We start from the raw sequence: 20,364 nt of genomic DNA on the forward strand, positions 1-20,364 counted from the left end.
CCAGATATGTTTTCGTGACGGGCATTTGTTGTAGAGTAGCAGGCTCAGGCTGCGTTTGCGAGGTTGAACAGCTTGAGGAGGTTATGGACGGTGCAGATCATTGTCCACTCGGCGCGCACTTTCTCGATGCCCCGCAACAGGAACTGGCGGAAGCCTCTTGCCTGTTTGATCTGCCCGAACACCGGCTCCACCACTTGCTTTCGCAATCGGTAGGGTGTTTCGAAGCCGCCATCGTCGATCTTCTTTCGCATGGCCTGTGTCAGCGGGCCGCCGACTTTTCCGTTCGCTACTGTCGGGTGCTTGGCGCGTCCGGGCGCGACATAGCCATCGATGCTGCGTGTGTCGAGCGCTTCGAGATTGGCTTCGCTGCAGTAGCCGGAATCCGCTGAGGCCTGCCGCGGCTTGCGGCCAAGATTGCTCTCGATGGCCTCGATCAGGGGCACCAACTGGCCCTGATCGCTGCCGTGCTGGGTCAGTTCTTGCGCGACAATGATCTGGGCATGTGCATCGACGGCCGCCTGGGCATTATAGGCCTGAACGAAGCCATCCTTCGACTTCATGATGCGGCTTTCCGGATCGGTGAAGTTGCGTTGCGCCTTGGGATTGGGTTCCTCCGATGGCAGCGCCGCCGGTTTGCCCGGCTTCTTGCGGCCTTCGGCCTGGCGCTGCTGTTCCTTTTCGGCCTCGATGCGGCGCTCTTCCTCCGCCGCCAGTTTGGCGTCCGCTTCCAGCGCCGCCATCGCTTGCTGGATCTTCGCCAGCCGTTTCTGCTTGTCGACGGTCCAGTCCGGCAGTTCGTCGCTGTTGCCGAAAGTCTCATCCTCCGAGGCATCCGCCGCCTCGGCGGCCGCCAGCATGCGAGCGACCTCGGCCTTCAATTCCGCCTCGCGCTTCTTCATGCGCTCATAACTCATCGCCTTGTGTTTCGACGCGTTCGCCTTGATCTTCGTACCATCCAGCGCGACATGACCGAGCTTGACCAGCCCGGCCGTCTCGCACAACTTCAGAACCTGCACGAATAGCGCGCCGAGCGCCTTCAAATGTCGCTTGCGAAAGTCGCTGATCGTCCGAAAATCCGGCGCATCCAGCGCCACGATCATCACAAAATCGTTCCGCTCCCGGCAGGCCTTGGCAATCCGACGCGACGAATACAGCCCACTCGCATAGCTATGCAGCAGCAGCGCCACCATCATCCGCGGATCAAACGGCGGCTGCCCAAGCCCGCTCACATAGCTGCCCATGATCTCCCTGAGATCGAGGCTCTCCCGCACCAGATCAACCATAAACCGCGAGACATGGCCTTTCGGCACGAAGTCCTGCACATTCGGCGGCAGAAGCAGCGTCTGATCGATGTTCCAAGGCCGAAAATACTTGCTCATCGCCCAATGTTGAATCAGACCCGACCAGATTTGAACAGCGACTATCCAGACAAGCTCCTAGGTATGTGCGCCTAAACCCGCTCACCGGCAGCAGCGCGCTTGAATAGTGAGCTAATGTCTGCTCCTGGCCCCGTAGCCGACCTTCGCTCAGAAGGCTGCAATGTCCGCTTTGGAGAGGGAAGCCGACCAAGGTCAAGCGGGCCGCCGTGGTCGGCTTCTGACCTGGCTGTGTGAAAACGCTGCGCTTGAGGCGCGCTATGATTCCCGCGCGATGAAGCGCTTCATTGAGGGTGCGGACCGTGGGCAGAGCACGCTGTTTCCTGAATGCGTGGAAGCCCGCATGGGGGCGACACACTGAGCTGGCTCCGGTTGTCTGAACAGATTTTCCGCGTCGATAAGTGGAGCCTCTGCCATGGTTAGGCTGCCAAGCGGAGTGGCAGCGGGTTGAAGTAGGCTTGATCGGGGGTGACGCCGTCAAGGCTCGAATGCGGGCGCCGACCGTTGTAGAAGTCGAGGTATCGGCCGATCGACGCGAGGGCCTCGCTGACGCTGTCATAGGCCCGCAGATACACCTCCTCGTATTTGACGCTGCGCCATAGCCGTTCGACAAACACGTTGTCCCGCCAGGCTCCCTTGCCGTCCATGCTGATCGCAATGCCGTTGTCGGCGAGCACGCCGTTAAAAGCCTGTCCGGTGAACTGCGAGCCCTGATCCGTATTGAAGACGTCCGGCTTGCCGTGACGAGCCAGGGCATCCTGAAGCGTCGCGACACAGAACGCCGCCTCCATGGTGATCGATACGCGCCACGACAGCACGCGGCGGCTGAACCAGTCGAGCACAACCGCCAGATAGACGAAGCCTCGCGCCATCGGGATGTAGGTGATGTCCATCGCCCACACCTGGTTCGGCCGCGTGATCTCCATCCCGCGCAGCAGGTACGGGTAGATCTTGTGGCCCGGCTCGGGCTTTGTCGTGCGTGGACGGCGATAGAGCGCTTCTATCCCCATCCGCCGCATCAACGTCTTCACATGCCGACGGCCGATCTTGCACCCATCGGCAGCCAGCAGCCCTCGCAACATGCGAGAGCCGGCAAAAGGGAACTCCAGATGCAGCCGGTCGAGGCGCTGCATGATCGCAAGGTCGGCGTCCGGCACCGGCCGCGGCAGGTAGTACACGCTGCCGCGGCTGATGTTCAAAGCCTCCGCCTGCCTGGTGATCGACAGCTCGTGCTCACGGTCGATCATCGCTTTGCGCTCAGCAATCCCGCCTTGGTGAGCGCTCCTTCTAAAAAACTATGCGCGGCGATGCGCTCCCCCTGTGGGATAGAAACGGACCGGCGCTAGATTGCCGACCGGGAGGGAGCGGCCGATACGATTTTGGTGGCACGTGACCCCGTTAAAAAACCTGGTCCATGGGTTGTCGCGCACTTGAGAGTGGTGACGCCATCCGGCGATCCCGTTTAGGAATCTGACGTATAGCGCAGCCCAGCCCTTCCGCCGCCGTCAGCAGGAGGATTAGAGATGAACCCCAAAAGATCGAAGTCGAGGAACGGAGGTAAGATGCAGATGGTGCACCCGGACGCGGCTGCCATCGACGTCGGAGCGACTATGCACATGGCTGCCGTGAGGGCAGATCGCGCACCGGAGCCAGTCCGCAGCTTCGGTACCTTCACGGCTGATCTGCATCGGCTAGTCGACTGGTTTACTGAATGCGGCGTCGAGACTGTCGTCATGGAATCGACCAGCGTCTACTGGATTCCGATCTTCGAGCTTCTCGATGCCCGGGGATTTAACGTGTTTCTTGTCAACGCGCGCGATGCCAAGCACGTGCCGGGGCGCAAGACCGATGTCAGCGATGCGCAATGGCTGCAGCGGCTCCATTCATTCGGGTTGCTGCGGGCCAGCTTTCGGCCCAAAGGGCAGATTGCCGAGCTGCGAGCCTACGTGCGTCAGCGCGAGCGTCTGCTGGAGTACGCGGCCTCACACATCCAGCATATGCAGAAGGCCTTGACGGAGATGAATCTTCAGCTGCACCACGTCGTCACCGACATCACCGGCGTGACCGGCCTGCGTATCATACGGGCGATCCTTGCCGGCGAGCGCGATCCTGAGGCGCTGGCGTGCTTGCGCCATTATAGTTGCCGCTCCAGCGCCGAGACGATCGCGAAGGCGCTCACCGGAAGCTACCGCGCCGAGCATCTGTTTGCGCTCGAGCAGGCACTTGCGCTTTACGACGCCTACCACGAGAAGGCATCTGCCTGCGACGCCCGAATTGAAGCCGTGTTGAAGGAACTGAGCTTCCATCGGGGGCATGGCCACGGATCAGCGCCGCGGGTCTCGCGGCGTCGGAATCGAACCGATCAGGCGAACGCTCCAGCTTTCGATGTCCGCGAGGCGCTGTTCGCGTTGCTCGGAAAGGACCTCACCGCGATCGACGGCCTCGGTCCTTACCTCTCGCTGAAGCTGACCGCTGAATGCGGCGACGACCTCTCCTCGTGGCCAAGTGCAAAGCATTTTACCTCCTGGCTGGGACTGGCGCCGAGCAACAAGGTCTCCGGCGGCAAAATGCTCTCGTCCCGAACGCGCCGATCCGGCGGCCGAGCGGCGGCACTTCTGCGCCTTGCTGCCGTGACCGTGGGTCGTACAGACACTGCGCTCGGCGCCTTTTATAGACGGCTCTCAGCGCGCATCGGCAAGGCCAAGGCCGTGACCGCCACGGCCCGGAAGATCGCAGTTCTGTTCTACAATGCTGTGCGATACGGAATGGACTATGTCGATCCCGGGGCCTCGTCCTACGAGACGCGTTACCGGACGCGAGTGGTCAACAATTTGCATCGGCGTGCCAAGGCATTCGGCTTTGTTCTCCATCCCTTGGAGCCGAAAGTAGATGCTGCCGTTTCTTAGGAATCGTTCTCCAGCGTCAGTTCGCCGATCTTGGCGTGCAGCGACTTCACGTCGATGGCTGCTTGCTCCGCTCCGGAGCCGCCGCCGGGACCGAACGCATCGGCGGCCTTGCTTTCAAGCTGAGCCTTCCACGCCGTGATCTGATTGGGGTGGACGTCGAACTGCTCGGCAAGCTGAGCCAGCGTTCGATCGCCCTTCACGGCGGCGAGCGCCACCTTCGCCTTGAAGGCCGGTGTGTGGTTCCGGCGTGTTCTTCTGCTCATTGTCGCTCCTGATTCGCAGGCACAGCGTGCCCGCTGTCAGGCAGAAACTCCACTTATCGCCCTGTGCAGAATTCCGGGGCCGGCTCTCTGTAAGTCGGTCGATGCCACCATCGGCTCGTTCGGAGCGTCGCTTCGATCTGGAACAGCCTTCTCTCGATCAATTCTCGTTCTTGTCCATGGCTTGCATTCAGTTGCTCTTGCAGCCGCGCCTTTTCCAAGGACAAGAATTCGTGGAACGTAGTGGGGATAGAGCGCTTGCAGCGCATCGCTCTCTCCTGTGTCTCGGTAGGCGAGAGAGCGTCGGTGATCCAAACTTCTCACCGGGGGCCGGCGCCAGGCTAGTTTGCGCTTCAAAGAGCGCGCGGCCTATCGGCAGCGGATGACCGCTAACCCCATGCGCTCGATGGGCAACCAGACCAATCTGTTGTATTCGACCCGACGACAGCCCGAATTTCTAGTGGCTTCACTCTGCACGCGATCGGCGCGATCATTCGCCGATGCCTCAACGCCGATACACGAAATGGTCCGGCCGCAGTTTCCCGCCTGGTAGCCCGGCGGATTGGCTCGCCGACGGGCACGTGACGTGCAACATCAAATGCCATGGCGGCTGCGATCGGATGGTGGATGTTCGTTTGGAAGCCTTGCCGCAGGATCAGCCGTGGTCGCGCGTCGGATGGCGCCTGGTCTGCAAGGTCTGCGGTGTGGCCGGCGCGGTGCACGTTACGCCTAACTGGCATGACATGGGAGGCCGCGTGCCATTTTCAGAAACTTGGAGATCGTGAGCGGGCTACTCCAGCGTGTCCGCTCAGGCGCGGAAGAAGAACATCCAGATAACCGTCAAGGTTACCGCGGCAAGGCCAAGGCTGGCGATTAGCAATTTCAGAACACTTGGTCCTGGCTCCGCCTGCCGAGCTTCCATAGTTGTCTCAACAATGCGTCGTTCTGGTGTATTGACCATGAATCTCTCCTTTTCATCAGAAGTCGGTCTGCCAAAGTTGGTTCCTCCGCTGGAACGGAACCAAATAAGGGATTGCCGCTTTTGCTATTTGAATTGTTCTGGAGAAGATGCGAATGCGCTACTTCGATAAGCTTCGTAAGGGATCGCGGCTGCACCGCGCTACAATTGTCGATGATAGTACATTCTCAATCCAGCCCGCCGGAAATGGTTTGAACGACCTAGGTGCTTTCCAGCGCGTGGCTCAAGACACTGTCCACCACGAAGGCGAAGACGGATATCGGATACCGCTCAAAAATATTACAGGCTCAATCTACGATCTCCTGGTCATTAAGCGGGATAGACGACTGAAAGTGGTTCCGAATTCGCTTCGGAACATAACCAGCGACCCCAACGCCGGACGTTAGTCACAGCGCCAGGGATCGCTACTACCAGGGGGCTGAGGAGCGACTGGAAGCTGGAAACCCGACTCTTGCCGTATCCGTTCGTTCCTACGAACAACGATCAGCGAGCTAACCCCTCAGAGGTAAGAAACGAATGCGCGCCTGCGCAGTATTTTATCCGTCAGGATTTTGCACTTTACATCCTGGGGCTAGAGTCAGCGCCGACCGCATGCATTTTAAGCGGTCGGCGTTGTGTTTTCGGTTGTAACGCACCACCTCGCTTCCGCTTTCTAATCATCGAAAGACGGTTACTAACCGCAGCCTCAGTGCGCCCCATCTTCCGAGCGATGTCCCGCTGCGTCATAGCTCTCTTCGAACAATCGCACGCCCGCTCATCAACTGTCCCCCCGCAGGCCCTAAATTTCATGCAAGGGCGCGCCAGACAATATCGCATGTAAATCCGGTGGCAGTCCAAGTGGCAATATTGCCACTTTTTCCCAGCATTCGGCGCGGAACTGCAGTTCGCGCTTGTCTCACCACTGGATCGGGTGTGCGGTCGGGTTGACCAATCTCGACTGACGCGGGACTGGCCATGGCCCCAGCAATCGCCCCCAGGGCCTCCAAGGGTTGCTGGGGCCACTTCGTTTGGATTTCACCAAACGGGCATCGTTGCTGTGATGTCTCAAGACGCGACGAAATGAAGAATGATGGCACCTACAACGCACGTCGCTAGCCTCGATGTCCCTCGGCAGCCGCACCAATGACCTCACCCGCGGCATCACCGTCGAGCCTGTTTGGGCCCAAACCGAAATTGGGCCAGAGAGGGCTGAGGTAATGTCGAGAGCGGTCGTCGGCAGGCGTCGCAATGGTTTCAAACGCCAGGCAAATCAGGAGGCGCAGCCGGTACCGCCGCTTTGACCTCCGCCAAAGCCGCTTGCAAGGCGGCTTCCTTAGTGTGGTCGAGAGAAGTCTTTAGCACCGTACCACCTTCGCCTTTGAGCCTCTCAAGAACCTTGTCTGCCGTGACTTTGCGCACCAGTACGAAGAGCGCTGCGGTTCCGGGTTGAACGGCGGCAGCAGTCTCTTTCATCCATTTGTCATTGATGCCGACATCCGTTAAATATCCGCTGAGTGTGCCGGACGCGGCGCCAAGGGCAGCACCAGCAAGCGGCATCAAAAAGATCAGGCCAATCAGCGTGCCCCAAAAGGCGCCAGTAGCCGCACCAGCAGCCGTGGTATTGATCAGTTGATTTAGTTTGATGTTTCCTTTGCTGTCTTTCACCGCGATCACGGCATCGCCGAGTTCGATCAAATACTCCTTCTGCATGGCCAGCAATTTTTGACGAACTTCCTCCGCCTTCGCCTCGGTTGGAAATGCAATTACGACAAGGTCACTCATCTGTTCTGCTCCTCTACTCGAACGAGAAAATCTTCTTCCAGTCGTTCTTCATGCCGATCACTGTCCAGTTTTTCTTCTTTGCCTCATCATAGAGCGCCTGCGTAAGGGTCCCAACCTTGGTGTCCGGCAGGCCTTGCTTCGGACCCTGAAATCCGAGCATGCGCTTGTTCCTGGCAGGCGAGCGGGTCGGCTTCCTTGCGTGACCGCTCAACACGCGCAAGGACGAATTGAAAAAAGCCAAGGCGCGGCAGGCGCTCGACCCAACGCGCGATGTTGATCATCCGCAGAGATAGCGCTGCGCGAACACCTGCAGTGGGTCGGCCTTGACGAGCCACTGCGCGGCATATTCCGAAGGAATCAAAATGCAGTGTCCAATGCGGACCTCGCGTGGACCTTGGCCGGTTCGCTTTAGCGCGGCATACAGCTCTGGCTCGATGTCGAACATTTGGCAAAACTGTGTCACCGTCAAAGCCGTGGAGATGTCAGGCCGTGGTTCCTGCGCTTTCATCAGCGACATCCTTAACTTGATACGGTGCGTACCAGCTTCCAGCCCTTCAAGCAGGCAACCCGTGTCTACAACTGTCACTGCAACGGTGATGGAGCAGTTGTTCACGTAGATGAACTGGTGGTTTGATCTAGATCAATAGCGCGAAGCTCCCGCGCGCGAGGCTCGAGGACCCGCGGGGTCGCCGCGATGCGCAGGTGCCCGCGGCTTCCCTCTCTCCAAGAAGGAGGACGCTATGTTGCGTCGAGTTCTCATCACTTCGGCAGCGGCGGCCATACTGCTGGTCACTAGCCCGTCCTATTCGTGAGAGTGCTTTTTTTAGTCCGATTGATGTGGCCGCACATCTGCTCTGACGAGGCGCGCGGGATTGCCTTCGGCTTTTCACCGCCTGACGACCCGTACTTTGCAACGCGCTTGAGGGATGGGTTGGGCGAACGGGGGGCGGACGCCCCGCCGGTCAAGGACCGAGCGGCAGCAGCGCGCCTGGCAAGCCGCGGATCAGGTCGGCTTCGGGACATGCCGCGGCAAACGCAAGGCGAATGCGGCTCGTGGTCTCGACGACACGGGCAGCGAGTTTCAAGAGACGAAGACGCAGCGTCGCGAACTCGGCTGTGGCCAATTCCCGGGCTTTGGGAATCGCGTCGCGCACGGTCAGCATCAGCCAATAAGCGGCGGTGTGGAGAACGAGGCGGACTTGATTGGCGAGCGCCGAACGGCAGCTGGTGCGATCGGAGGCGAGCTGTGTCTTATGCAGCTTGATCAGATTCTCGGCTTGGCCGCGCGCGCAATACAGGCTGTCGTAGATCCACTCGGCCGAGCCGACATCGAGGCTGGTGACGACGAAACGGATGTCGAGGCCGAGCATCGTCGCCTCAATACGGGCGACGGTACGCCGTTCGCGATCCCAGGACTTGGCCTTGTGGCGCGTCTCGGTATAGCCACGCAGAACCGGCAGGTTCTCGATGGCGCGTCGCGTGCGGATGTCGTCGGCGGCCTCGTCGAGTTTTCTGGCGAGCGGCTTGGTGCCGGACAGACCGAAGATGTAGTCGATGCCGTTGGTCTCGCACCACGCCATTGCCTCCGGCCGGGCATAGTGCCCGTCGCCACGGAACGTAATTCGCGTGTTGTGCCACCGCGTCCGGATATGCCGTATCAGGCGGCGCAGATGGGCACGCACCTCGACGCCGCCCGGCGTCTTGCCGGGCCGCAACACGACCGCCACGGGCCGGCTCTTCTCCGTGTCGTAGACGTGGATCGGCAGGAAGCAGCGTTCGTCATAATGAGCGTTGAACAGCGAGAGCTGCTGATGGCCGTGGACGACATCGCAGGTATCATCGATGTCGAGCGTGACGGATGCCGGCTCGCGCGGGTAGCTATCCATCCATGCGTCGACCAAAGTGTAGGTCAGTCGGATCACGTCGCGCAGGCGCGGAGCATTCTCCAGCCGCGACAGCGTCGGTTGGGAACACAGATCGCGACCCGTGTCCGGCAGCCGTCCGCAGGCCAGCTTGAATGCGGGATCGGACCGCAGATGATCGAGGTCGTCGGCGTCCTCGTAGCCGCAGCAGATCGCGAACATGCGCGCGCGGAACATATCGACAAGGCTGTGCACGACCCGCGTCGGATCGCGCCGATCCGGGAACACCCGGGCCAAATTGTCGGCCAAGCCGAGACGCCGCTCGGCCATCGCCAGAAGCATCACGCCCCCGTTCGAGGTCAGCCGACCGCCATCGAAGGCAGCTGTGACTTTCTTGGCGTGAACGGCTGGAAACGAGAAGGGCAGAATCGTATCATCGGTCATGGCGGGCCTGGCGTTCGCGGTTGAGGTGATGGGGTTGGCTTTGCAACCGAATCCTACGCCGCATCAGCGCTTTACACCACGCTCGCCAGCCTCTCAGGCGCACTCTGACGAATAAGACGGGCTAGTGATTTGCTCTGGCACCACCCACACGCAGGACGCGGCCAGCGGACGCTTCGGAAGGGACAAAGGCTGATGGCTGACATCGAAGTCTACACCGCCCGCTATGAACGCGAACATGGGCACCCGCCAGCCGGGCGCCGGTTCTGGCTGTTCACGCTGGTTTCGGAGACCGGCGCGATCCTGTACGAGGTCAAGCTCAACGAGCAGATGATCTACCCGGCGGCACTGGATCGGGCCCGGGCTACGGCCGAACAGAGGAAGGCCTTCCGGATCATCGTGGAGCCTTAGCACGATTCGCAATCCTCGCCCTTCGACTTCTGTCAAATTGTGCATGCTGCTTAGTGATCTAAGATTTTCACATGCGTAGGGCAGTCTTCCATAACAGCAGCAAGGACCAGCCACGCTTCCGCGGCGAGCTGAAGCTTCTTCTGTCGGCGCCCAATATCGCGCTCGGCCTGTGCCAGCTTCTCAGCTGCCTTTTCCCGACATTCTGCTGCTGTAAACATGGCTCGATCAAATCAGACGCGGTGAGCCTCGTCTGAGCAAAACAGAACATGTTCGGCAATTTAAATCAGTGTTTCTAGCGGGGCGGTCTCAGTCCAGGGCGAAATAGACCAAGTTGGCTGACCTTCATATTTTAATGCGAGCTTCCGACCGGAAATACATAATGAGCACCATGTCTGGATCGGAACACACGGACAAAGTGGAGTACAGATTCCTCGGCGTTGCCGCGGCGTCGTTCCTCGCACTTGTCGTCAGCGTCGGCTGGTTGCTGATTGGGTGAGGCCTGCTCGCTGGGGCCGTTCTTTGGGATAATGAGATCCGCATGGCACCGGTCTTGGTAGAGCACCTGACGAAAGCGATGGACCTCTTCCTCCGCCCACCGTCGCAGCCGGCGCCATTGACCCAGTCCTTGTGAGCGGCCGCACGTTGCCCGATAGCCCTAGCGGCTTTTCCCTGGAGTGCCGCACACGTCGCAGTAAAGACCGAGATGCTGCAGATGCGGCTGATGGAGAAGCGGCGCGACCTTGTGCGCCGGTCTGATGTCGATGCGCTAATCGACGGCATTGCTGGTGTAAGCCTGACTGCACTATCGAGCCTGCCTGCGCCGTGCGCGCCGCGTGGCGATCTTGCGGCCCGGCGTAGCATCGAGCGGGTCGTGTTCGAGGTGCGCACCGAGTTAGGCAAGGTCTGCCTTGAGACGGCCGATAAGTGCGGCGACCCGTTGGACGACGACCGCATGCTGATCGACGAGCCGTTCCTATTTCAGTGATAAGGACAGCCCCGTAGAGCACGCGGGCAAGTACAATAGGCTGCGGTGGAGCGCGACTGAGTCATTCGCCCGTCGGTGGGCGGGGTGTCCGCGTTGACCCAGCAATGTTTTGCTGCGGCTCCCTTTCTGATTGGCGGAGCCGGTCGATTTGCGTGCTCTGGCTCGCCGGTAACTCTCGATCTATTTCTAACAAGGCCTGTAGTGCTTCGCCAATCTCTAGGACGATTGCGCGACTATGTGTGTGGTCAATGTCAATGGAGTTTCGCATGACGGCATCCTCCCTGCGCAAAACCCCATTGGTGCCCGACATCAAGGTCGAGCGGCCACTCCAGTTCTGTCGTGCATCAAACGGAGACCGTCGCCTTTGGGCTATCGAGCGCGAGCGCTTGTGTCATTGAACAGCGGATCCAATAGGACCTTTGGCTATCCCGCGATATGCGCCATCGTTGGACGGCGGGCGACGGTCTCGTTGGTCAAATCATTTGTGACGACATCCGTTCCCGGAAAATTAACGGACGTTCAGATTTCTTTGGGAAATCGGGAACTCCCAAGGAACCACGGCGCGTGCCAAAGATGTTCTTCAGGATGTCCGCCTCACGGGCACTCAAACATCTGCTCGACAAGCATCTCTATGCCCAGCGCCATCTCGTGGAATGCTGCTTCAGCAAACTCAAGCAGTTCCGTCGCGTCGCAACCCGCTTCGAAAAAACCGCCCGAAATTACCTTGCCGTCGTCACTCTCGCAGCCATCGTTCTATGGATGCGATAAGTGTCCACGCCACCTAGTGAGTTTACAAGCTACGGTTGAAAACCACGGGTCCGTTGGGTTTTGGTCGATCCGAGCAGCCCACCCGAACTATCGGTCAGCGATCAAGCCGCAGGTTGGTCGATCCTAATATTTTCTGACGATGGGCTTTGTTGTCGGAGGCGCTCCGGGCGCGGGCGGCGAGATAGCGAAGGTCACCCAGGTGTTCCAGCCGGATGGCCGGTTTTCCGCAGCGAACTCGCCGTAAGCCTTAAAATTGAGATAACCCTGCATGTCGCCGACCGGAAACAGAAACCCGATCTGGGGGCCGACGCCAACCACCTGGGACTGGAAGCAGCCGACACGGTCTCCTGAGCCGCTGTCGCAGCCCAGCTCCTTGTAGACATAGCCCACGAGGCCAACCATGACCTGCTTCGACAGGAATTGCGATGCGCCCCAGTCGAAATGCATGTCGACGCCGTTTTGATACTGCGTCGCAGTATTTTTGAAATTGTAGGTGAAGCCGAGCACCCCGGAGAATTCGTGTCCGGTCTGCGGGTTGAAATAGGTGTAGCCGCCACCGGCGTCGATCGCGCCGTGTCCGATACCCAGGTTCGACAAGCGATCGGATTGGTAAGCGCCAACCGGGATGTCGCCGGTGATATAGGTCATGTAGTTGTGGACGCCGGCGTTCCAGCGCAATGCGAATTGCGGCGCCAGATCCCCAAAGCCCCATGTCGTGTCGCTGATGGTGTCGGACCGCGCGAAGGGAACGGTGTTGCCGAACGGGCCCGTGGCCACGCCGGACAAGGTCCCCGCCAGGCTGGTGCCGACGACGCCATAGGCTGCCAGGAGGGACACTGACGCCTGGCCGCCGAGCACTGGCGTTGCAAATACATAGCTCGGGAGCACAAAGCCAAGGTCGCCGGTGGCGTTGACATTCAAATTCAGATTTGCGTTGACGGTAACGTTGGCCGGAACCCTGCCGAGCGTAAATTCGCGCGCCCGCGCGACGTCGGCGCCGGCGGATACGGAGGTGTGGTAGTAGATATTCGCCAGCGACCATCCCGGCTGCTGCGGCGTGGCCGCCAAGCTCCCAAACAGGCCTGGGATCCAGAAGCTAATGCCGCCTTCGTCGGCCAGCGCACGATGGGAAGAAAGCATGATCGCAGGCGCCAAGACGATCGCAGCAACGCCAAGTCCGCGTCGATGTGCTGAAGTCGGCCGCCCTCTTTTCGGTACGACCAGTTCCGCTGTCATGTTACACTCCGTAAGCACGTTGCCTCCGAATAGAATCCAGTGACAGCGTAACCCAGAGCAAGCAGGGCTCACCATGTAAAAATCAGCCCGGCTCGATTGGCTAGGAAAAAGGTTCATACTGAGACCAGGGAGCCACTATGCAGGTTGTGCCAACGCTCTGTTTCTCCTGGGCCTGCAAGTTCGTCTAATCCGCACGTTCGAGGATGGGATTGATGCTATTGCTAGACGCGATTACTTAGATGCTCTGCGTCTTATTCGGCCGCTGGCCCGTGATTGGCAACGCCACAGCCCAGTTCGATCCCCGGGGTAGCGCATGCCGCGGCGTGCGATGGGACGATTCAGCTGCAGCATAATGGTTTCGGAAAGCGGCGGAGCAACGCCACGCCTTCGCCCAAACCAACCTCGGGGTCCTGTCTCGCGACGGTGACGTAGGACCTACTAAGGCAATTTTGTCGTTTCGGAATGCCGTAGACCAAGGCAACGCCGTCGCGGCGTGTTACTCAAGTACTATCAACTGTCGGGTAGCCCCCTGCAACCGCGTCGGGCGCCTCGCCGTCAGCACTTCATAGGAGGTACATCCATGAAGCCGTCACTTGTGGCACATGGGCACCGCTATCTCTGGCTTCCCTTAGCCGTGATCTCGATCTATGTGTTGGTCAGCTATCTGATATTGCCTGCAACCTGGGCTCGGATCGAACATGAGCCAGGCCTATCAAAGCGGCCGATGGTGACGTCGACGGCCGAGGGCATGCCGGGGGACCCGATCAACGTCGGTCTGATCGGAACGCGAGAGGATGTGGTTTTCGCATTTCATGCCGCAGGTTGGTATCCAGCCGATCCGATTACGTTGCGGACCAGCCTGGAGATCATCGGCAGCGTGTTGCTTGACCGCTCCTACAAGGAGGCGCCTGTCAGCCCGCTCTACTTCGACGGACGACGTGAGGATCTGGCGTTCGAAAAGCCAGAGGGGATAAGCGCGGACCGTCGGCAGCACGTCCGGTTATGGCTGGTGCTGTCAAATGGCGCCGATGGCAGTCCTGTTTGGCTCGGATCGGCGAGCTTCGATACCGGTGTAACCCTGAGCCGCGATACAGGACAGGTAACGCACAAGATTGCACCAAACGTCGATCAAGAGCGTGACCGCCTGATTACCGGATTGGACCTCGGCCGTTCGGTGCTTAGAATTTATCAGATCAGAGGAATTGGTCCGACCTTGAACGGCCGCAATGGCGAAGGCGATCCCTATTACACCGATGGCGAGATCTGGATGGCCCAGCTGGTGGCGCGCGGCGAGAAAGCTGCGGCACCGGCCAAACTGCTGCCGGTGCCGGCCCTGATCCAGGTGAAGGACAAGATGTTCGCCTGGGCTTCACCCTCTGGCTGACGTTTGGTGGCGCCCCGCAGCGTGCCGCAGAACCGTCAGCGACGCCCACTGCCCCATCTCTAGCCCGTCCTATTCGTGAGAGTGCGTTTTTTTAGTCCGATTGATGTGGCCGCACATCTGCTCTGACGAGGCGCGCGGGATTGCCTTCGGCTTTTCACCGCCTGACGACCGGTACTTTGCAACGCGCTTGAGGTGTAGGTTGGGCGAACGGGGGGCGGACGCCCCGCCGGTCAAGGACCGAGCGGCAGCAGCGCGCCTGGCAAGCCGCGGATCAGGTCGGCTTCGGGACAGGCCGCGGCAAACGCAAGGCGAATGCGGCTCGTGGTCTCGACGACACGGGCAGCGAGTTTCAAGAGACGAAGACGCAGCGTCGCGAACTCGGCTGTGGCCAATTCCCGGGCTTTGGGAATCGCGTCGCGCACGGTCAGCATCAGCCAATAAGCGGCGGTGTGGAGAACGAGGCGGACTTGATTGGCGAGCGCCGAACGGCAGCTGGTGCGATCGGAGGCGAGCTGTGTCTTATGCAGCTTGATCAGATTCTCGGCTTGGCCGCGCGCGCAATACAGGCTGTCGTAGATCCACTCGGCCGAGCCGACATCGAGGCTGGTGACGACGAAACGGATGTCGAGGCCGAGCATCGTCGCCTCAATACGGGCGACGGTACGCCGTTCGCGATCCCAGGACTTGGCCTTGTGGCGCGTCTCGGTATAGCCACGCAGAACCGGCAGGTTCTCGATGGCGCGTCGCGTGCGGATGTCGTCGGCGGCCTCGTCGAGTTTTCTGGCGAGCGGCTTGGTGCCGGACAGACCGAAGATGTAGTCGATGCCGTTGGTCTCGCACCACGCCATTGCCTCCGGCCGGGCATAGTGCCCGTCGCCACGGAACGTAATTCGCGTGTTGTGCCACCGCGTCCGGATATGCCGTATCAGGCGGCGCAGATGGGCACGCACCTCGACGCCGCCCGGCGTCTTGCCGGGCCGCAACACGACCGCCACGGGCCGGCTCTTCTCCGTGTCGTAGACGTGGATCGGCAGGAAGCAGCGTTCGTCATAATGAGCGTTGAACAGCGAGAGCTGCTGATGGCCGTGGACGACATCGCAGGTATCATCGATGTCGAGCGTGACGGATGCCGGCTCGCGCGGGTAGCTATCCATCCATGCGTCGACCAAAGTGTAGGTCAGTCGGATCACGTCGCGCAGGCGCGGAGCATTCTCCAGCCGCGACAGCGTCGGTTGGGAACACAGATCGCGACCCGTGTCCGGCAGCCGTCCGCAGGCCAGCTTGAATGCGGGATCGGACCGCAGATGATCGAGGTCGTCGGCGTCCTCGTAGCCGCAGCAGATCGCGAACATGCGCGCGCGGAACATATCGACAAGGCTGTGCACGACCCGCGTCGGATCGCGCCGATCCGGGAACACCCGGGCCAAATTGTCGGCCAAGCCGAGACGCCGCTCGGCCATCGCCAGAAGCATCACGCCCCCGTTCGAGGTCAGCCGACCGCCTTCGAAGGCAGCTGTGACTTTCTTGGCGTGAACGGCTGGAAACGAGAAGGGCAGAATCGTATCATCGGTCATGGCGGGCCTGGCGTTCGCGGTTGAGGTGATGGGGTTGGCTTTGCAACCGAATCCTACGCCGCATCAGCGCTTTACACCACGCTCGCCAGCCTCTCAGGCGCACTCTGACGAATAAGACGGGCTAGACAAGTCATAAGACTGACGTAGCTCGGTGTGCCGCCGATACTCTCCTGCGGTACGCACTGCGCCGTACTGGTAGCGGAATATTTCGACCATTGGCGCGCCAGCCGCTGTCGCGCCCTGGTTTCGTCTCCTATGCAGGTCTTTGATGACTGATCGACAGTGAGCCCTGCTGTCGCCGCCAGGTCGAACCTGCAGCTTCGCGAAATTGAACGCCGGCACCCCGTCCGCGACCGCAACGACCAGCTGCGCACTCGCGACGTCATGGAAATGGATATCGGCATCTTTGCGCTCCTAGTATGGCCTCTTGGATCGTTTGAAGCGCGGAGCGTGTTCACCCCGCACTACTTTGTGTTCCGCGTCCCGATCGCTTTTTCGATTGCCTCAAACAAAACCCGTTCCTGCAGGGGTTTTCGAAGGTTGGCCACAAACGCTGGTTTGTGTTCGCTCAATGCGACGCTGTCATGTGCGGAAATCAGAATCGTCGGAATTGTTATGCCGTTGCTTACGAGATGCTGGTGCAGTTCCAAACCGTTCATCTCTGGCATCTGAAGATCGACAATCAGACACTGGGGAAGACCAGTCGGCAATGCCGCGAGCAATTCCTTTCCAGATACAAAAGTTCGCGCCTGAAATGAGTGCGTACGCAACAACCGGCTCAAAGCCTTGAGCACGGCCGGATCATCGTCCACAATCGCAATCCAGGGGGAAGCCTCCACCATAAATGATTATTGCTGGTGCGGCGAGTGCGCGTCGAGTTGGCCCTTGGGCCAATGTTCCCTATTTCGTAAAGCTGAGCTTCTCGGCCATGCGCACAAGATCGGCGACGGTGCGAATGCCCAGCTTCCCCATCATCCGACTGCGGTGAACCTTGACGGTCTTTTCGACCGTGCCCAGATCGCCGGCGATCTGCTTGTTGAGCCGCCCCGCCACCACGTGCGTGAGCACCTCGCGTTCGCGCGGGGTCAGGGTGCTTACCTTCGCCCGCATCGATTCCAGTTCGGAACGAAGTCGACGCGACTCGGCGTCCCTGACTTCAGCCCGGGACACGGCATCGAACAACTCCCTATCGTTTACGGGCTTGGTCAGGAAATCGATTGCGCCGGCCTTCATGGCGCGCACGCTAGTGGGAATGTCGCCTTTGCCGGTGACGAACACGACAGGACGATGGTAGTCGCCAGCGGTCAGCACCCGCTGAATCTCCAAACCGTCAAGACCGGGCATCGAAACATCCAGCACAGCGCAGCCGGGACGGGCCACGTCGTGCTCGTCAAGGAATACCTTCGGCGAAGAATATGTCTTGACGTCGTGGCCGTTGGCGCGGAGCAATCGCGACAGTGCCTTGAGCACTCCGAGGTCATCGTCGACAAGGTAGACCATAAATTTTTCCGTCATGCATCACCGATTGCCGGCTGCTGGATGGGCAGCGAAAATATCGCCATGGCGCCTCCGCCCTCCTCGTTGATCAGATCCAGCCTCCCCTGATGCGCCTGTATGATCGTCGAACACAGCGTCAGACCAAGGCCTAAACCATTGTCCTTAGTAGTGTAGAACGGCTCGAACAAACGACCATTTTCCTTTGGACCAATGCCATGTCCCCGATCCTTCACGAGCACGTCCACCGTTCCGGTTTGAGCCGTTCGTGTTGAGACGAAGATAAAGCGCTGGCCTATCGGGGTCGAGGCCATGGCATCCATCGCATTCATGACAAGATTCAGCAGAACTTGCTGCAACTGTACAGAATCGCCCCGCGTCAGAAATGCGCTATTTTCCAGATCAAACCTGACGTCGATATCGCGGCCAATCAGCTCACTATTCAGCAGGCTGATGGTTGATCTGACAAGGTCATTGATATTGACGTTTTCCACCTTTCGCTCCCCCTTCTTCAGAAGAGTTCGGAGACGGTGGATAACCTCGCCGGCTCGATTGTCTTCATGAACGATATCTTCGAGCGCATCGCGGATTTCGACGAGGTCCGGCGAATCTTGCGCGAGGAGATGCAGAGCCGCTTGGGCATTGGACAAGATCGCCGTGAGCGGCTGGTTGACTTCGTGCGCAATCGATCCGGAAAGTTCACCGAGAACGGAGACGCGCATCAAATGTTCAACTTCCAGACGTTGTAGTGCAACCTCAGCTTCGGCCGACTTCTGTTCGGTGATATCGATAAATATGCCGCCAAGGTGACCCGGTCGGGTGCCGCCCTCTAAACGCGAGCGGGCTCGCATGCGTACCCAACGCACCTCTCCGTCCGGCAAGACAATTCGGACGTCGCTGATGGCCGGTCGCTCTGTCTCGAATGACTTTTGAAGCAACCGCGTTGCAGTTTGCAGGTCGTCGGGGTGAATGACCGAAAGGAACGCGTCGCGGGTCAACGGCGCATCACGCGCAATTCCAAAAATAGCCCTGCAAGGTTCCGTCGCCCAAAGCTCATTGCGATGACGGTCAAATTGCCAAAGTCCAATATTGGCAGCAGCGGCGGCGAACGTCATCCGTTCTTCGCTTTCCCTGAGCAGAGTTTCAGCGCGAAATCTCCTCCGCCGCTGAGCAAGCAGTGCGCCAACGATCAACGATTGCACGGCAACGATCACGATGGCCGCGATGACGGTGCCTCGAAATTCGGTCCAGATCGTCGGTTCTTTGAACAGGACCGTGGTGTGGGGAGGAAGTCTGCTCTCCTGGAGCTTCCACCGCACCATCGCTCTGTAATCCACTCGATAGGCCTGTCCCGGATCCGGCTGGGGTGCGATCGCGGCAGAGTCGTTTCCGGCCAGGATTTGAAGTGTCAAATCTGCCGCGCGGACGCCGACTGATTCAAAATTCTCAACGAAGCCGCCGACAATACCATTGCCGATATAGGTGTCATATGGCGCGTAGAGCGGCGCCGGTGAGACGGCAGCCAGAGAGCCTGCCACTTGAGCGGGAACAAAGGCGTTGCGTTCGCTGTCGGCAAACATCGTCAGGTAGATGACGATCGCATCACCGGGAATATTCGAGACTTCCTCAATCAGCTTCGCATATGAGCGATCGAACAAATATGTCACCTCGAACTTTCGTTCACGATCCTCGATGGTCTTACGGGCGATCGATTGCCACCGCCGATCGACGTCGCCGCTTCCGGAAACGACGAATAGGCGGCTAGCGTCCGGCTGGAGCCGCTCCGCGAGCGCAAGCGTCTTGTCCAGGTTAAACTCGGAAATTATTCCGACGATATTTGCCGGTAGCCGCAACGCGTTATGAGTCTGTGGGGATACGGACGTAAATACGACAGGGACATTTGGCGCGATGTCGTCGCGGTGCCTGACAATGAATGGCAAAGCTGCGCTGCCCAGCGTGATCACGACGTCGGGGGGGCGTTTCCCGTACTTTAGTCGCAGAAACATCGCTACCCGGGATTCGTATTCGGCATCCGTGTTTCGCGCCAGGTCGAGAAAGTCCGCATCGATTTCGAGTGGTTGCGGCGAACGTTCCAATAATCGCTTTCGAGCGCCATCTGCAATCAGTGTCGTGGCGGGGAATGTGTAGTTGAACGCATGCAGCATGAGCACGCGTCGCGGCTCAGCGGCATACGATTCCGCCGCGAAAAGAAAAAGGAGCGCCAAGCTCCGCCAAACTATGCGCATCGTCCTCGTCATTCCGGAAAAGACCGCTACGCCGAAAATACACCGATGCGGATTCACAAAGCGCCTGGAGATACATAACATTACCACGTTTCCCGGCGTGCCTCTCTAGCAATTCTTGAGCGCGATCAAACGGATAGTCGCTTGCCTGACCCGTCCGCTCGATTTTGCGGGCCACGCATGCAGTGACCGCCCCATATTGTCGCCAATCGGCTGCTGCGTCACGATTTGGAGTGGACGAACACAACCTCGAATTTCTGTTTGACGACGACCTGATCGTAAACACCTATCAGTCGATCATTCGCCGCATCATAGCTCAGCGTATAGGTAGATCCGTTGTAGCCGGCGGCCCGTAGCTCAAAGAAAAGTTTGAGACTGTTGCCGTCGCTGGTAGCGACGGCCGTGTGAAAAGGCAGCGGCCTCGGATTGGCGTAACTGGCGTCAAGCCGGCCATCGGCGTCTACCGAATTGATCGTGATCACGTAGCCTCCCTGCACCCTGACCCAGCGACCCTGCAGAACGCCAAACGCAGCCTTGGCTGCGGATTCCGTCGCGGGAGGTACGGACGTTGGCGGCGGAAGCTGCGTCTGCGCCAAGGCCAGGTTGATAAACAGCGAAAGGCTAACAATGGCGAATAGTATTGGATTCATGGCCTTTTCTCCAATCAAGTCTTTGATGGACTTA

The 20,364-nt window shown here is 59.5% G+C and carries 19 protein-coding genes and 3 pseudogenes; 7 read left to right on the forward strand and 15 right to left on the reverse strand.

Features of this window, described 5'->3' with window-relative positions:
• Positions 1-44: 44 nt before the first annotated feature.
• Complete coding sequence (locus tag HAP54_RS14770; protein ID WP_166202952.1) at positions 45-1,379, reverse strand: IS1182 family transposase; 1,335 nt, start codon at positions 1,377-1,379, stop codon at positions 45-47.
• Between the two features lie 160 nt (positions 1,380-1,539).
• Between HAP54_RS14770 and HAP54_RS14775 the strand changes: the two genes are divergently transcribed.
• On the forward strand, positions 1,540-1,737 hold the full coding sequence (locus HAP54_RS14775; RefSeq protein ID WP_166301091.1) for a hypothetical protein: 198 nt from the start codon (positions 1,540-1,542) through the stop codon (positions 1,735-1,737).
• Positions 1,738-1,795: 58 nt separating this feature from the next.
• Here the strand turns inward: HAP54_RS14775 and HAP54_RS14780 are convergent.
• Positions 1,796-2,671: pseudogene (locus HAP54_RS14780) on the reverse strand (IS3 family transposase); the annotation flags it as partial.
• A 228-nt stretch (positions 2,672-2,899) separates the two neighbouring features.
• Here HAP54_RS14780 and HAP54_RS14785 point away from each other — a divergent pair.
• Positions 2,900-4,282: an IS110 family transposase gene (locus tag HAP54_RS14785; protein ID WP_175619428.1), complete on the forward strand. Its 1,383-nt coding sequence runs from the start codon at positions 2,900-2,902 to the stop codon at positions 4,280-4,282.
• Positions 4,283-4,284: 2 nt separating this feature from the next.
• On the opposite strand, the pseudogene HAP54_RS14790 reads toward HAP54_RS14785, so the two are convergent.
• Positions 4,285-4,545, reverse strand: a pseudogene (locus tag HAP54_RS14790) (transposase); the annotation flags it as partial.
• Positions 4,546-5,350: 805 nt separating this feature from the next.
• Positions 5,351-5,503: a hypothetical protein gene (locus tag HAP54_RS14795; RefSeq protein WP_166301097.1), complete on the reverse strand. Its 153-nt coding sequence runs from the start codon at positions 5,501-5,503 to the stop codon at positions 5,351-5,353.
• A gap of 113 nt (positions 5,504-5,616) precedes the next feature.
• Between HAP54_RS14795 and HAP54_RS14800 the strand changes: the two genes are divergently transcribed.
• Positions 5,617-5,907, forward strand: a complete 291-nt coding sequence (locus HAP54_RS14800) for a hypothetical protein (RefSeq protein WP_166301100.1) — start codon at positions 5,617-5,619, stop codon at positions 5,905-5,907.
• A gap of 847 nt (positions 5,908-6,754) precedes the next feature.
• Here HAP54_RS14800 and HAP54_RS14805 read toward each other — a convergent pair.
• The 4 genes from HAP54_RS14805 to HAP54_RS14820 all read right to left on the reverse strand — a co-directional run bounded on the left by HAP54_RS14805 (position 6,755) and on the right by HAP54_RS14820 (position 9,588).
• Positions 6,755-7,282, reverse strand: a complete 528-nt coding sequence (locus tag HAP54_RS14805) for a DUF1269 domain-containing protein (RefSeq protein WP_029084302.1) — start codon at positions 7,280-7,282, stop codon at positions 6,755-6,757.
• A 13-nt stretch (positions 7,283-7,295) separates the two neighbouring features.
• The gene (locus HAP54_RS14810; RefSeq protein WP_210297541.1) at positions 7,296-7,442 is read right to left on the reverse strand and encodes a hypothetical protein; all 147 of its coding nucleotides are present in this window, start codon (positions 7,440-7,442) and stop codon (positions 7,296-7,298) included.
• A gap of 117 nt (positions 7,443-7,559) precedes the next feature.
• Positions 7,560-7,799, reverse strand: a complete 240-nt coding sequence (locus HAP54_RS14815; protein ID WP_166301102.1) for a hypothetical protein — start codon at positions 7,797-7,799, stop codon at positions 7,560-7,562.
• A 445-nt stretch (positions 7,800-8,244) separates the two neighbouring features.
• A complete protein-coding gene (locus tag HAP54_RS14820) occupies positions 8,245-9,588 on the reverse strand; it encodes an IS1380-like element ISBdi2 family transposase (RefSeq protein ID WP_166204320.1) in 1,344 nt (447 codons plus the stop codon).
• A 192-nt stretch (positions 9,589-9,780) separates the two neighbouring features.
• On the opposite strand from HAP54_RS14820, the gene HAP54_RS14825 reads away from it, so the two are divergent.
• Positions 9,781-9,996 (forward strand): hypothetical protein, encoded by a 216-nt coding sequence (locus tag HAP54_RS14825; protein WP_166301105.1) that lies wholly within the window; start codon positions 9,781-9,783, stop codon positions 9,994-9,996.
• Positions 9,997-10,046: 50 nt separating this feature from the next.
• Here the strand turns inward: HAP54_RS14825 and HAP54_RS14830 are convergent, their stop codons facing one another.
• Positions 10,047-10,214, reverse strand: coding sequence for a hypothetical protein (locus HAP54_RS14830; RefSeq protein WP_176422243.1), 168 nt, complete (start codon positions 10,212-10,214; stop codon positions 10,047-10,049).
• Positions 10,215-10,699: 485 nt separating this feature from the next.
• Here HAP54_RS14830 and HAP54_RS14835 point away from each other — a divergent pair, with 485 nt between their 5' ends.
• Both HAP54_RS14835 and HAP54_RS14840 read left to right on the forward strand, forming a co-directional pair.
• A complete protein-coding gene (locus HAP54_RS14835) occupies positions 10,700-10,981 on the forward strand; it encodes a hypothetical protein (protein ID WP_166301107.1) in 282 nt (93 codons plus the stop codon).
• 594 nt (positions 10,982-11,575) lie between these two features.
• Positions 11,576-11,749: pseudogene (locus HAP54_RS14840) on the forward strand (transposase); the annotation flags it as partial.
• Positions 11,750-11,872: 123 nt separating this feature from the next.
• On the opposite strand, the gene HAP54_RS14845 reads toward HAP54_RS14840, so the two are convergent.
• Positions 11,873-12,889 (reverse strand): SphA family protein, encoded by a 1,017-nt coding sequence (locus HAP54_RS14845; RefSeq protein ID WP_166307872.1) that lies wholly within the window; start codon positions 12,887-12,889, stop codon positions 11,873-11,875.
• A 676-nt stretch (positions 12,890-13,565) separates the two neighbouring features.
• On the opposite strand from HAP54_RS14845, the gene HAP54_RS14850 reads away from it, so the two are divergent.
• A complete protein-coding gene (locus HAP54_RS14850; protein WP_166301109.1) occupies positions 13,566-14,369 on the forward strand; it encodes an LssY C-terminal domain-containing protein in 804 nt (267 codons plus the stop codon).
• Positions 14,370-14,599: 230 nt separating this feature from the next.
• On the opposite strand, the gene HAP54_RS14855 is transcribed toward HAP54_RS14850, so the two are convergent.
• The 5 genes from HAP54_RS14855 to HAP54_RS14875 form a co-directional block, all read right to left on the reverse strand.
• On the reverse strand, positions 14,600-15,943 hold the full coding sequence (locus tag HAP54_RS14855) for an IS1380-like element ISBdi2 family transposase (RefSeq protein ID WP_166301112.1): 1,344 nt from the start codon (positions 15,941-15,943) through the stop codon (positions 14,600-14,602).
• A 464-nt stretch (positions 15,944-16,407) separates the two neighbouring features.
• Positions 16,408-16,755 carry a response regulator gene (locus tag HAP54_RS14860; RefSeq protein WP_248114498.1) on the reverse strand — a complete coding sequence of 116 codons (348 nt, stop codon included), beginning with the start codon at positions 16,753-16,755 and terminating at the stop codon, positions 16,408-16,410.
• Positions 16,756-16,843: 88 nt separating this feature from the next.
• Positions 16,844-17,458, reverse strand: coding sequence for a response regulator transcription factor (locus HAP54_RS14865; protein WP_166301118.1), 615 nt, complete (start codon positions 17,456-17,458; stop codon positions 16,844-16,846).
• Positions 17,455-19,602 carry a sensor histidine kinase gene (locus HAP54_RS14870; protein WP_166301121.1) on the reverse strand — a complete coding sequence of 716 codons (2,148 nt, stop codon included), beginning with the start codon at positions 19,600-19,602 and terminating at the stop codon, positions 17,455-17,457. The genes HAP54_RS14865 and HAP54_RS14870 overlap by 4 nt, the downstream gene beginning before the upstream one ends.
• Before the next feature lie 299 nt (positions 19,603-19,901).
• Positions 19,902-20,330 carry a hypothetical protein gene (locus HAP54_RS14875; protein ID WP_210297540.1) on the reverse strand — a complete coding sequence of 143 codons (429 nt, stop codon included), beginning with the start codon at positions 20,328-20,330 and terminating at the stop codon, positions 19,902-19,904.
• Positions 20,331-20,364: the final 34 nt, after the last annotated feature.

The organism is Bradyrhizobium sp. 2S1 (genome assembly GCF_011516625.5).
In the GTDB taxonomy this organism is placed as follows: Bacteria; Pseudomonadota; Alphaproteobacteria; order Rhizobiales; family Xanthobacteraceae; genus Bradyrhizobium; species Bradyrhizobium septentrionale.